Below are 12,135 nucleotides of genomic sequence, written 5' to 3'. Positions count from 1 at the left end.
GCTGCAGTCTTTTTCTTTGCAGGTTTCTTTTTAGCTGCAGTCTTTTTCTTTGCAGTAGATTTTTTTCTATTTGCTAACAGTTCTTTTAATTTTAAAGATGCTTTTTCTAATGATTTTTGGACAGAGTCTTCGGTTTTTATTCGCCTTTCCACTTCTTTAAGTAATTTTTGTGCTGCTTTGTGACTTGCGGTTTTTGTTTCACGCAAAGAAGGTTTTGATTTTGTTTGTTTTTGTATTTTTGATACTATTTTTGATTTAATATCAGAGTAATTGTCAACATCATCTGAAATTTTTTTTGCAGTTTTTTGTCTATTCTTTATTTCTTCAACTAATTCATCCACATGATTGTTTAATGAGCGTAATCTAGCCTCAGCATTTTGTTTTTCTAAGGGGTTTTCAGCAAATTCGATTTCTTGTTCAGCCTGTTCAATGGCCTCTTTTTCTCTAGCAAGGCGTTCTTCTGCTGCAGCCACTAATCTAGCAATACTCTCCAATTGAGAATTTTTCCTAGTTAGAACAGTAGAAACATCAGAAGATTCCTCTTTTTCAGATTCAATTTTTTTATCCAAAGATTGTAATCCGGAGGAAGAACGTTTTTCAGCAGATCGAAACTCTTTGAGTTGATCTTCAGCTTTTTTTCGTAATTTGGTTGCTTCTTGTTTCTTTTCTCTTAATTGAACGACTAGTTTTTCTAATGATGCCAATGATTGAATCAAGACAAAAGAGTCGGTTAAGTGGTGGACATAATCATGATTTGACTTTCAAGTTAAGAAAATTAACTTAATTTGATCGCTAAAAACATATTTTTAAAAAATATTAGTAAAAAGAAGTAAGAAATAATATGGAATTTCATCCAAAAGATTTGCCAATATCAAAAACATATGATCTAAAAGATGAAAAAGATGCAGTTATGGCAGTTGAAGATATGGTAAATTTAGGATTCAAAGGAAAAAAAGAAGGATACAAAGTTCTAATGCCAAAAGAATCAAAAATTGCAAAAAGAATTGGATATTCTGTTACGACAGGCATTACAACGGGGTTAAGACAAAAAAAAGAAGATAGAGATATCAAATATTGGACATATCATCATGATGATAATCATTATGCAATAGTTCTAATTCATAGAGAAAGATTGACAGAATTAGGTTTTTGACTTGTCAAAGATTTTGTAGAGTTTTGTTCTTTTTGCCATGACTCCAGCTAGCATTACTCCAATTACAGTTCCTCCAATTACATCCATGGGATAATGTTCTAAGACATATAATCGACTAATCGAAATCAAAAAGGGATACAAAAACATCAGATATGCTCCACGAGGGAATCTTTCAGAAAGGGCATATCCAATAATAATAGCAAAAATCATTGATCTTGCAGCATGACCAGATGGATATGATGCATCATAACCACCCTCACAAAAGAGAGCAAAGGTATCCTTGCTAACAGGCACAGGAAAAGGCACAGAGGCATATTCAAAATCAGGCCTGTCTCTATCAACACCGCATTTTACATATCCAGTCAATAGAGTAGAAATGACAATCAAAATCATTAATGTAATCCCCACTCTTCGGGTTTTAGGAATCAGCAAGACCAAAATTGCAAAACCCAACATCCAGAGGGCCTCTCCACTTTCAGTGACGGATTGCATTATGAGATCAAGTGAAGGGTTTCCAACATTTTCAGAAAAAAACAAGATCACATTTTGATCAAAACTTTCTGAAATTCTAAAATATACAATTGCTGTAAGTATTAAAAATAAAATGGTTAGTAGAACAAAAGAACGAGACCTAATATCAAAAAGCCAATTCTGCAATTATAGAAACCTCAAACACATGTCTTTTAATTTTTGTCAATAGATAAGTTTTGAAAGAAAAATATAGAAAATATTTCTGATCGGCTAAAGAATTTAACCAAGTGGGCAATAGACAAATCGTGAAGGTACTCACACTAGACGATTTTGACCTAAAAGGCAAGACGGTTTTTTTGCGAGTTGATATGAATTGTCCAATAAATCCTGAAACTCTAGAAATTTCAGGAACAAAAAGAATTGAAGAGGCAATTGAAACCCTTGAGTCATTAAAAGAAGCTAAAGTGGTCATCGGTTCACATCAAGGAAGAGTTGGAAATAATGAATACACTGGGATGGATAAACATGCCAAAGTCCTTGAAAAATTAATGGGAAGAGAGATAAAATATGTAGAAGATACAATTGGAGAAGCAGCACAAAATGCAATTAAAAATTTAGAAAGTGGAGATATTTTACTATTAGACAATCTTCGATTATGTGCTGAAGAAAATTATGAATTTACACCAGAGAACGCAGCAAAAACAATCATGGTTTCTCGTCTATCAAAATTGTTTGATCTTGTGGTATTGGATTCATTTCCTAGTGCACACAGATCACATCCATCAATTGTAGGGTTCCCACAAGTACTTCCAGCCTGTGCAGGAAGAATTGTAGAAAGAGAAGTCAGAAATCTTGATGAAATAATGACAGTGGCAAAAGCACCTCACGTAATCGTTTTAGGAGGTTCTAAAATTCCAGACAGATTAGAGGCCATCAGATTATTAATTCAGAATGGTCGTGCAGATCATGTTCTATTAACAGGATTAATTGGAAATGTGTTCATGAGAGCACAAGCTAGAATCAAATCTCCAATGGGAATAAAAAGAGAAGAAGAAGTAGTGGCAAAAGCACATTCACTAATTGGTGAATACCCAGATGTATTTGCAACTCCTGTAGATATTGCAATCGATAAAGATGGAGAAAGAGTAGAGATGGATGTTAGAGAGATGGGAAAAGGAGATAAAATATTTGATTTAGGACCAAAAACAGTAGAATATTATTCAAAACTTATTGCAGGGGCAGGAACTGTATTTATCAGCGGACCTGCAGGATTTTTTGAAAAAGAAAATTTCAGTTATGGGACAAAAGCATTGTTGCAAGCAGTTGCAAATTCAATGGCAACAACAATTGTAAGTGGAGGACATCTCACAACAGCATTAAAACAACAAGGATTAGCAGATAAAATTAATCACGTAAGTACAGCAGGAGGAGCTCTTGTCCTTTATCTTACAGGAGAAAAACTACCAATGATTAAAGCATTAGAAGATGCCGCGATAAAATACAGATCTAGATAGCAGACTTACAAGAAGGGTTAGGGCATTTTTTTTCTTCAGAAGGTCCCAGATGAACGTCATTACCACATGAATCACAATGATGTTTTTCAATAGGATCAAATAGTTTTAGATATATCGTAGTAAAGTTTTGGCCAATATTTCTTGCAAGTCCAGAATCACATAATTCATTGAAAAAAGATTCAGTGTCATCTATTATCCACGAAGGGTCGATATCCCCATTTGTTTTAAGAATTTCAAAAATTGCATCGTTTGTAAAATTTGTATCAACATCATTAAATTTTTCAAAGATTATTTTTCGTATTTGAATTTCAATTGGCACTGTAGGAGTAAAATCACTCATACTAGTACAGATTTGCTGCCTCTTCTTTTAGTTTATCCACATCTTCAGAATCTTTTAGATTCTTACCAATGTAAGTATAAAGTGCAGATTTGAGTACTTTTAGAGAAAGTAATGCACATTTGATTCGGACTGCCTGAAGATGTTCAAGACCCAACTCACTTAAAACATCATTTTTTTCAATTGCTCTTGCTTCTTCAATACTCTTACCTTTAGTAATTTCTGTTAGAACAGAAGAACAAGCCATGCAAATTGCGCATCCTTTTCCATGAAATTTAATGTCAGATACTTTGTTGTCGTCAATTTTCATGTCAATATCAATACTATCCCCACATAGAGGATTAGAATCATGAAATGTTACATCATGATTTTCAATTTCACCATAGTTAATGGGATTTCTTGAATAATCAACGATCATTTCGTGATAAATATCTGCATTGCTACTCATAATTTGAACACCTTTGCCACAGTATTTAATGAATTTACCAGAATATCAATGTCTTGTTTAGTATTGTAAATGTAAAAACTAGCTCTTGAAGTAGCTGCAACGTTTAATCTTTCCATTAGTACCTGTGCACAATGATGTCCAGATCTAACTGCAATTCCTTCCTCGTCAATGATTTGTGCAACATCATGCGGATGTACATCTGCAAAATTAAATGAAATAACCCCACCACGTTTTGAAATATCTTTTGTGCCATAGATATGCAGTCCCTTAACTTGAGATAATTTTTCAATTGCATATTTTGTTAATTCAATTTCATGTTCACGTACATTATCCATGCCAATTTTAGTAAGGTAATCAATTGCAGCGCCCAATCCCACAACATCTGCAATATTAGGAGTTCCTGCTTCAAATTTGTATGGCAAATCATTCCACGTAGTTTCATACTTGTGAACCTCTCTAATCATATCACCTCCACCATGAAAAGGACTCATGGTTTCAAGAACTGATTTTTTGACCCATAAAACACCAATTCCAGTAGGTCCAAGCATTTTATGACCAGAAAATGCAAAAAAGTCACAACCTAATTTTTCTAAATCTACTTTCATGTGAGGTACTGCTTGTGCACCATCAATCAGAGTAAGAACTCCTGCTGCTTTACATTTTTCAATAATTTTTTTAGCATTAGTTATGGTTCCAAGAACATTAGACATTAAACTAAAAGTTACAAGTTTAACTTTACCTGTTGCCAAATATTTATCAAGATCATCTAAAATCAATTCACCATTATCATCCATTCCAATGTACTCTAATTTAGCATGCTTCTCTTGAGTGACAAGTTGCCATGGTACAATGTTGCTATGATGCTCATATTCAGTAGTAACAACAATATCACCTTCATTGATATGAGTTCTGCCCCAAGCATATGCAACTAAGTTAATTGCTTCAGTTGTTCCCCTAACAAAAATAATTTCTTGACGGTTTTTAATATTGATAAAATTTGCAATCTTATCTCTTGTTGCTTCATATGCTTCAGTAGCTTCTTCTGCCAATGCATAAACAGCTCTGTGAATATTTGCATTATGATTTTGATAGTAATCAGTAATAGAATCTATTACCTGATTTGGTTTTTGTGTAGTTGATGCATTATCCAAATAAACAAGAGGTTTGTTATCCCTAACAGTTCTTTTAAGAATAGGAAAATCATTTCTAATGTTTTCAAAAAGAGATTCTGTACTTTGCATGTCTTAAAGCTCCACGTAAATTTCGTCAGCATCTATTTTAACATTGTACACCTTAAGAGGAGTTTCTGCAGGAAGGTTTTGTGGTTCTCCACTTACTAAATTAAAAACAGAGAGATGTAAAGGGCATCGGACACCCTCATCACTTAGAAAACCAGTAGAAAGATCTGCATCTGCATGAGTACATATCAAATCAGTAGCATGGATTTTACCTTTAAGATTTGCAATGAGGAGTTTCTTATCTTCATGAACGAATCCAAAAAGTTGACCTTCTTTAACCTGATCTATATTACAGGCTTTAATCCATTCAGACAAAATATCACCGATACTTGTAGTGTTGTTCAATTTCAGAGTCTTCGTTGTAACGAGTCTCTTCAATTTCAACAAATTTAGCTAATTCTTCATCGGTGTTAATTGTAAGTTCTTTGTTATCCCACTTAGATTCAATGAGATATGCAATCCATGCTCTAACTTGAAAAGACATTTTTCTGGAAAGAGGTTCTAAGAATCCTTCAACAATAGTTCTTTCAGCTTCTTCATGGCTAAGACATCTTGTTTTCAAGTAGAATATTTGTTCTTCATCAATTTGTGCAACTGATGCAGAATGAGTTGCCTTGACATCATTGGTGAAAATTTCTAATCCAGGAATGGCATCAGATTTTGCGTCTTTATCTAATAGAATTGAACGACCAGACAAGAAGGAATTTGATTTTGTTGCATTTTCTTTGATTCTGATCATTCCTTTGAAAAGAGATTTAGATTTATTTCTCAGTATTGATTTTTCAACTACTCGTCCTTCAGTTGCAGGGCTTTCATGATTGACGTTGGTTTGAATATCAAAAGATTGTTCATTGTTTCCAAAAATTACTTCAGAATCATTACACGATGCTCCTGTCCCATTTAGAAAATATTCAATTTTGTATCTAGAAAGCATTGAACCAAATAATCCAGAATACCAATTTACTTTAGCATCTTGAGCTAAATCAGTTCGTCTTGTTGAAAATACAACTGCATGTTGATCAATCATTTGTAAAGTAGTAAAATCCAATTGGGCATTTGCTCCAAGATTGGTATTTAGTAATTCCAAATAGGCTTGTTGTGTTTGAATTCCTGGGGAATAAAGTTCTTGAACTATTGTAGCCTTACTACTTTCATCTGCAAAGATTACATTTCTAGAGATTGTAGAATGACCATCTTCTGATAGACAAATCATGAAATGAATTGGTTTTTCTATTATCAAATTACGTGGGATGTGGATGAAGATACCAGAATTAAAAGCAGCATTATTTAATGCGGTAAATTTATCATCTTCAGAATGTGAAGCTTCTAATGCTTTTTTCACTAATTCAGAATTATTTTTGATTGCATCAGAAATTGAAGATATTACAAGCCCTTTAGATTTTAAATCATCAGGTAAGTTAATTCTATGAATATTAGTTCCAATTTGAATAATACATATCTCATTTTCTAACTCACTTAATCGTTTTGTAAGAAAATTAGGAATAGTTTCAGTAGTAGAGGTTGATAAAGAAACTTTTTCAGGATCCATTTTTTTAGCATCAGTATATTTATTGTAAAGAGGAGACAATTCAATTGGCAATCTATCATAGATTGACAGAGAAGTCTTTCTGTAATTTTTTAGCCAATCAGGTTCATTTCTAGATGAGGAGATCTCATCAATGAGACTAGTGTTAAGTTTTGAAAGAATTTCTTGAGACATGGTTAATCAAAATAAGTTTGGGAGTTATCCCACTGAATCATCCATCTCTAATTTGATGAGTCTGTTTAATTCAACAGCATATTCCATTGGTAATTCTTTTGTGAATGGTTCCATAAATCCATTAACAATTAAAGATAATGCTTCTTCTTCACTAAATCCTCTGCTCATTAAATAGAAAATTTGATCATCTCCAATTTTTCCAACAGTTGCTTCATGAGTGATTGTTGCGTCTTCCTGATTAATCTCCATGTATGGATAGGTATCAGTTTTAGAGGTATCATCTAATAGTAATGCATCACATCTTACAGTTGATTTTACACCAGTAGCACCTTTTGCCACATTTAGCATTCCTCTATAAGTTGAGCGTCCATCCAATCTACTAACAGATTTTGATGTAACTTTAGAAGTAGTGTTTGGTGCAAGATGAACCATTTTTGCACCCGTATCTTGGTGTTGGCCCTTACCTGCAAAAGCAATTGATAATGTTTCACCATATGCCCTTTCACCCATAAGATATACTCCAGGATATTTCATGGTTAATTTACTTCCAATGTTTCCATCAATCCATTCTACTGTTGCACCTTCATATGCATAAGCACGTTTGGTAACAAGATTGTATACATCATTACTCCAATTTTGAATTGTAGTGTATCTTAATTTTGCATCTTTGTGTGCCACTAATTCTACAACTGCAGAGTGTAAAGATTCTGAAGAATAGACAGGGGCAGTACAACCTTCAATATAATGTACTTCTGCACCTTCATCAACAATAATCAATGTTCTTTCAAATTGACCAATGTTTTCAGCGTTAATTCTAAAGTATGCTTGTAAAGGCATGTCAACTTTCACATTTGGTGGAACATAGATGAAAGAGCCACCACTCCAAACTGCACTATTTAATGCTGCAAATTTGTTATCTTCAGGAGGAATAATTTTACCAAAATATTTTTTGAAAATCTCAGGATGTTCATGGAGTGCTGCATCAGTATCCAAAAAGAGAACACCTTGTTTTGCCAAGTCTTCTCTAAGACTATGATATACTACTTCAGATTCATATTGTGCACCTACACCGGCTAAAAATTTCTTTTCTGCTTCTGGAATACCAAGTTTGTCAAAAGTATTTTTTACATTTTCTGGAACATCATCCCAATTCTTTTCAACTTTGTCAGATGCTTTTGCATAATAGTAAATATTTTGAAAATCAATTACACTGAGATCACCTCCCCAAGTAGGCATTGGTTTTTGCATGAAAATTTCATAAGAACGTAATCTGAAATCAAGCATCCATTGTGGTTCGTTTTTCATTTTACTGATACTAATCACAGTTTCCTTAGACAGGCCTTTCTTGCTAAGGTGGACATACATTTCTGTAGAGTCTTTAAAATCATATTTTGAATAATCCATATCTAGATTTTCAGAGGTCATGCTCAAAATAACCCCGTTATATTATAAATACATGAGGAAAAATAGGCATAGCTAAATAGCTTCAGCTAAATTTTGTACTAAGCAGTTAACGTATTTTTCATCTCGTCAAATGCACCAGCAACAGTATGAACTTCGGCAACAGTGTTTTTGACTTTGAATTTTTTTAGTTCATCAGAAGTAAATGGCCCAATTGATACTACAGATAGTTTTCCTAGATGATCTAACAAATCATTCATTTCATAATCTTTAGACATGATCTCAAAGAAACCTCTTACAGATGAAGCACTAGTAAAAACAACACCATCTACTTTGTTCTGGGAAAATAATTGACGAAAACCATTCCATTGAGAAGTATCTCTAAATGCACATACATCATAAAGATGAATCTCCAGCACGTCAATACCAATTTTGTTTAATAGTTCTTTTAGAAATGGAGTAGAAGCACCGCTGCGTGGAACAATTACTTTTTTTCCAACTGCATGAATTTTTGTAAATTCTTCTCCAACACCTACAGAGGAATAGGTATCAGGTTGGTGATTTACTTTGATTCCTTCAGATTCAAGTGCAATGGTTGTTTTAGGACCTACAGACATCACCATAGTATTTGCAACTGCCAACTGTAGTTGTTCTAATTTTCCAACATTTTTTGCAGTATCAAATAATAATTTTACAGCTTTTGAACTCATAAAAACAGAATAATCAGGATTGTATTTGGCAACAGACTCTAAGAATTCATCAACTATTTTTTCTCCTTTGCTTACAAGCTCAATGGTAGGCAATGAAATTGGAATTACTTTGTTTTCTTCAGCAAGAGAAACGAATTCTGAAGAATCATCTTTTGATCTGGTAATTGCTATAGTTTTTCCTTCCAACATTACTTCCACCCAATAGTTTCTGATAAATCCACAACATTGCCAATAATGATATTTGTTGGCGGAGTGATTTTATTTTCTTTGATTTTTTTTGCAATATTTGTGACGGTTCCTTTGATCATTTTTTGTTTTGGAGTAGTACCATTTTGTATTACAGCAACAGGAGTTTTTTTATCCATTCCACCTGTAATGAGTTGTTTACAAATTACATCTATCCTAGAAAGTCCCATCATTATTACTATAGTATCAACTGATTTTGCAAGATTTTTCCATTTTACAATCTCTTTTTTCTTTTCTGGATCTTCATGACCAGTAACAAAAACTACAGATGAAGCATGTTTTCTATGAGTTAAAGGAATCCCAGCATAGGTTGCAGAGCCTATTCCAGAAGTAATACCGGGAACAATTTCATATTTTACTTTATTTTCTTTTAGAAATTCCGCTTCTTCACCACCGCGTCCGAAGATTATGGGATCACCTCCCTTTAGTCTAACTATATTCTTTTTAGATTTTGCATATTTTACCATTAGATCATTTGTTGTGTTCTGATGAGTTGTGTCATCACCAACAGCACGTCCAACATAGACTTTTTCTGCTTTTTTTGGAATCATAGAAATAATTTTTTTGCTAACTAGTCTATCATACAAAACAACATCAGCTTTTTCAAGTAATTCAACTGCACGTAATGTAATTAACTTACTGTCTCCAGGACCTGCACCAACAAGATACACTTTTCCAGTCATTTTTTATTCCACTCCTCCACTTTTTCTCTCCAATTTAATGCAAGATCATTTACTCCTTTTGTTCTTAATTCTTCTCCAACACTCTGTCCCAAAGATTTAGGGTTTTCTTTTGGTCCAGTTTTGTTTACCTGAATAGATTGTTTTCCATCTACAGAAAAAGCAGATACAGTCAGAGTCATATCTGAACCATGTGATTTAGCATATGCACCTAATGGAAACCTGCATCCAGAGTCAACATAATCTGAAAGAGAACGTTCAGCCTCTATTTCTAAACGTGAATTGACATCTTCAATTTTTTTTAACATTGAAATTGTATTAACATCATCTGCTCTAGCAACAATTGCAATTGCGCCCTGTCCAGGAGAAGGAGAAAAAGATTCAACAGATAATGATGTATACCTTACATTAATTCCCAATCTGGAAATTCCAGCTTGTGCAAGAACAATTGCGTCATAGTTTTCTCCAGATGCTTTTTTAATTCTAGTTTCAATGTTGCCTCGAATAGGTTTTACAATCAAATCAGGTCTTTGTCTAGAAACTTGAACTGCTCTTCTTAGAGAGCTAGTTCCAATAACTGAGCCTTTTTTAATATCATCCAGTGTGGAACCATCTGAAGAAATAAACACATCATTTACAGCTTCTCGTTTTGGAATTGATGCCAATATCAGATTTTCATCCAATTCAGATGGAACATCTTTCAAACTATGAACTGCAAAATCAACTTCTTTTTGAGCAACAGCTCTATCAATTTCTTTTTCAAAAATTCCTTTTTGGTCTATTGTAAACAATGGTCGTGTATCTGTATCACCTTTGGTAGTGATTGGTTTTATTTCATATTCACATTCAGGATTTATTTTTTTTAATTCTGAAATCACCCAATTAGTCTGTGCAATAGATAATTGGCTTCCTCTGGCTCCAACTAAATATTTCAATTTTTCACCGATTTCAACGCCAAATGGTATGCATCAAGTGTTTTGTTAAGATCAGTTTCAGTGTGAGCATCAGAAAGAAAAACAACCTCGAATTGAGAAGGAGCGATGAAAATCCCTTTTTTCAATAAAGTTTGGAATAGTTTTTGGAATTTCTTTGCATTTGCATTCTTTGAGGTTTGATAATCAACAACAGGTTTGTTTGTAAAGAAAATCTGAAACATAGAGGCTGTAAAATTGATTTGGTGAGGGATGTTCATATCAGTAGCCATGTCATCTAAAGCAGTTGAAAACAAGAGATTGAATCTTTCAAGTTTGGAATAGAGTTTGTTTTTAATTTTGTTTATTGTTTTAATTGAACTAATTGCGGCACTAACAGAAATCGGATTGCCAGCAAAAGTACTTGCCTGGTAAACTTTGCCACCAGGAGAAAGCAAATCCATTATTTCTTTTCTTCCACCTACTGCAGAAATGGTAAATCCGTTACTAAGTGCTTTTGCCATTGTTGTAATATCAGGTTTTATTCCAAAATGTTCTTGAGCTCCACCAGGAGATACTCTGAATCCAGTTACCACTTCATCAAAAATCAACGGAATACTGTTTTCTTTAGTGATTTTTCTTAAATCAGAAAGAAAATTCTTTTCAGGTAAAATCAAACCCATGTTTGCAAGTATTGGTTCTACAATTACTCCTGCTATGTCTTTATTTTTTCTAATAGTTTTTTCTAAATCTTCAATATTGTTATATTCTACAACAAGGGTGTTTTTTGATACCTCATCTAATCCACCATCAGATACTGAAATACCATTATGTGCAGAACCAGAGCCTGCTTTGACTAGGACAGAATCATGTGCTCCATGATAACAGCCCTCAAATTTTATAATTTTTTTCTTTTTTGTAAAACCACGAGCTAGTCTAATTGCAGTCATCGTAGCTTCTCCACCAGTATTCATCAATCTTACTTTGTCAACAGATGGGAAATTTCCAATGATTAATTTAGAAAGTTCAATTTCAGATTCAGTAGGAGTACAATAAAGAGTGCCTTTTGATAATTGCTGTGAAACAGAATTAACAATTTCTTTTCGTCGGTGTCCTAAAAGGAGAGCCCCATAACCATTGCAAAAATCAATGTAGCGCTTATTGTCAGCATCCCAAATGTATGCACCATTTGCTTTTTTCGTAAAGAAAGGATAGGGTTCAAAATACCTTACAGGGCTATTGACTCCTGATGGAATAACCTTTTTAGCAGAATTGAATAATTTTTTTGATTCAGACACTATTCAGG

General features: G+C 33.5%; 14 protein-coding genes. 2 read left to right on the top strand and 12 right to left on the bottom strand.

What is annotated here, in order from left to right:
• Positions 1–716, bottom strand: a 716-nt coding sequence (locus tag K5781_RS07065) for an ATPase V (protein ID WP_297442162.1), incomplete at its 3' end; no start/stop codon positions are given.
• Between the two features lie 125 nt (positions 717–841).
• Here K5781_RS07065 and K5781_RS07060 point away from each other — a divergent pair.
• Positions 842–1,153 (top strand): hypothetical protein, encoded by a 312-nt coding sequence (locus tag K5781_RS07060; RefSeq protein WP_297442160.1) that lies wholly within the window; start codon positions 842–844, stop codon positions 1,151–1,153.
• Here K5781_RS07060 and K5781_RS07055 read toward each other — a convergent pair.
• On the bottom strand, positions 1,142–1,645 hold the full coding sequence (locus K5781_RS07055) for a phosphatase PAP2 family protein (RefSeq protein WP_297442158.1): 504 nt from the start codon (positions 1,643–1,645) through the stop codon (positions 1,142–1,144). The genes K5781_RS07060 and K5781_RS07055 overlap by 12 nt on opposite strands.
• A gap of 266 nt (positions 1,646–1,911) precedes the next feature.
• On the opposite strand from K5781_RS07055, the gene pgk reads away from it, so the two are divergent.
• Positions 1,912–3,138: a phosphoglycerate kinase gene (gene pgk / locus K5781_RS07050; protein ID WP_297442156.1), complete on the top strand. Its 1,227-nt coding sequence runs from the start codon at positions 1,912–1,914 to the stop codon at positions 3,136–3,138.
• Here the strand turns inward: pgk and K5781_RS07045 are convergent.
• The 10 genes from K5781_RS07045 to hemL all read right to left on the bottom strand — a co-directional run bounded on the left by K5781_RS07045 (position 3,131) and on the right by hemL (position 12,127).
• Positions 3,131–3,478: a hypothetical protein gene (locus tag K5781_RS07045; protein WP_297442154.1), complete on the bottom strand. Its 348-nt coding sequence runs from the start codon at positions 3,476–3,478 to the stop codon at positions 3,131–3,133. The two genes, pgk and K5781_RS07045, sit on opposite strands and share 8 nt — an antisense overlap.
• Position 3,479: 1 nt before the next feature.
• Complete coding sequence (locus tag K5781_RS07040) at positions 3,480–3,923, bottom strand: iron-sulfur cluster assembly scaffold protein (protein WP_297442152.1); 444 nt, start codon at positions 3,921–3,923, stop codon at positions 3,480–3,482.
• Positions 3,920–5,164: a cysteine desulfurase gene (locus K5781_RS07035; RefSeq protein WP_297442149.1), complete on the bottom strand. Its 1,245-nt coding sequence runs from the start codon at positions 5,162–5,164 to the stop codon at positions 3,920–3,922. Before K5781_RS07035 ends, K5781_RS07040 begins: the two co-directional genes overlap by 4 nt.
• Positions 5,165–5,167: 3 nt before the next feature.
• Positions 5,168–5,476, bottom strand: a complete 309-nt coding sequence (locus tag K5781_RS07030) for a non-heme iron oxygenase ferredoxin subunit (protein ID WP_366848083.1) — start codon at positions 5,474–5,476, stop codon at positions 5,168–5,170.
• A 4-nt stretch (positions 5,477–5,480) separates the two neighbouring features.
• The gene (gene sufD, locus K5781_RS07025; RefSeq protein WP_297442146.1) at positions 5,481–6,881 is read right to left on the bottom strand and encodes a Fe-S cluster assembly protein SufD; all 1,401 of its coding nucleotides are present in this window, start codon (positions 6,879–6,881) and stop codon (positions 5,481–5,483) included.
• Positions 6,882–6,905: 24 nt separating this feature from the next.
• Positions 6,906–8,306 (bottom strand): Fe-S cluster assembly protein SufB, encoded by a 1,401-nt coding sequence (sufB, locus tag K5781_RS07020; protein ID WP_297442144.1) that lies wholly within the window; start codon positions 8,304–8,306, stop codon positions 6,906–6,908.
• A 77-nt stretch (positions 8,307–8,383) separates the two neighbouring features.
• A complete protein-coding gene (locus K5781_RS07015) occupies positions 8,384–9,181 on the bottom strand; it encodes a uroporphyrinogen-III synthase (protein WP_297442142.1) in 798 nt (265 codons plus the stop codon).
• Positions 9,181–9,921, bottom strand: coding sequence for a uroporphyrinogen-III C-methyltransferase (cobA, locus tag K5781_RS07010; protein ID WP_297442140.1), 741 nt, complete (start codon positions 9,919–9,921; stop codon positions 9,181–9,183). Before cobA ends, K5781_RS07015 begins: the two co-directional genes overlap by 1 nt.
• Entirely contained in the window at positions 9,918–10,853 is a 936-nt protein-coding gene (hemC, locus tag K5781_RS07005; protein ID WP_297442138.1) for a hydroxymethylbilane synthase, read from the bottom strand. Before hemC ends, cobA begins: the two co-directional genes overlap by 4 nt.
• A complete protein-coding gene (gene hemL / locus K5781_RS07000) occupies positions 10,850–12,127 on the bottom strand; it encodes a glutamate-1-semialdehyde 2,1-aminomutase (protein ID WP_297442136.1) in 1,278 nt (425 codons plus the stop codon). The genes hemC and hemL overlap by 4 nt, the downstream gene beginning before the upstream one ends.
• Positions 12,128–12,135: the final 8 nt, after the last annotated feature.

Source organism: Nitrosopumilus sp. (assembly GCF_025699255.1).
GTDB lineage: Archaea > Thermoproteota > Nitrososphaeria > Nitrososphaerales > Nitrosopumilaceae > Nitrosopumilus.
This window is presented reverse-complemented; position numbering and strand designations above follow the sequence as displayed.

Excerpts from the sequence above, each read along its gene's own strand:
- K5781_RS07060 (WP_297442160.1), top strand. The coding sequence starts at position 842 with ATGGAATTTCATCCAAAAGATTTGCCAATATCAAAAACATATGATCTA.
- K5781_RS07055 (WP_297442158.1), bottom strand. The coding sequence starts at position 1,645 with ATGCAATCCGTCACTGAAAGTGGAGAGGCCCTCTGGATGTTGGGTTTT.
- K5781_RS07045 (WP_297442154.1), bottom strand. The coding sequence starts at position 3,478 with ATGAGTGATTTTACTCCTACAGTGCCAATTGAAATTCAAATACGAAAA.
- K5781_RS07040 (WP_297442152.1), bottom strand. The coding sequence starts at position 3,923 with ATGAGTAGCAATGCAGATATTTATCACGAAATGATCGTTGATTATTCA.
- K5781_RS07035 (WP_297442149.1), bottom strand. The coding sequence starts at position 5,164 with ATGCAAAGTACAGAATCTCTTTTTGAAAACATTAGAAATGATTTTCCT.
- sufD (WP_297442146.1), bottom strand. The coding sequence starts at position 6,881 with ATGTCTCAAGAAATTCTTTCAAAACTTAACACTAGTCTCATTGATGAG.
- sufB (WP_297442144.1), bottom strand. The coding sequence starts at position 8,306 with ATGACCTCTGAAAATCTAGATATGGATTATTCAAAATATGATTTTAAA.
- K5781_RS07015 (WP_297442142.1), bottom strand. The coding sequence starts at position 9,181 with ATGTTGGAAGGAAAAACTATAGCAATTACCAGATCAAAAGATGATTCT.
- cobA (WP_297442140.1), bottom strand. The coding sequence starts at position 9,921 with ATGACTGGAAAAGTGTATCTTGTTGGTGCAGGTCCTGGAGACAGTAAG.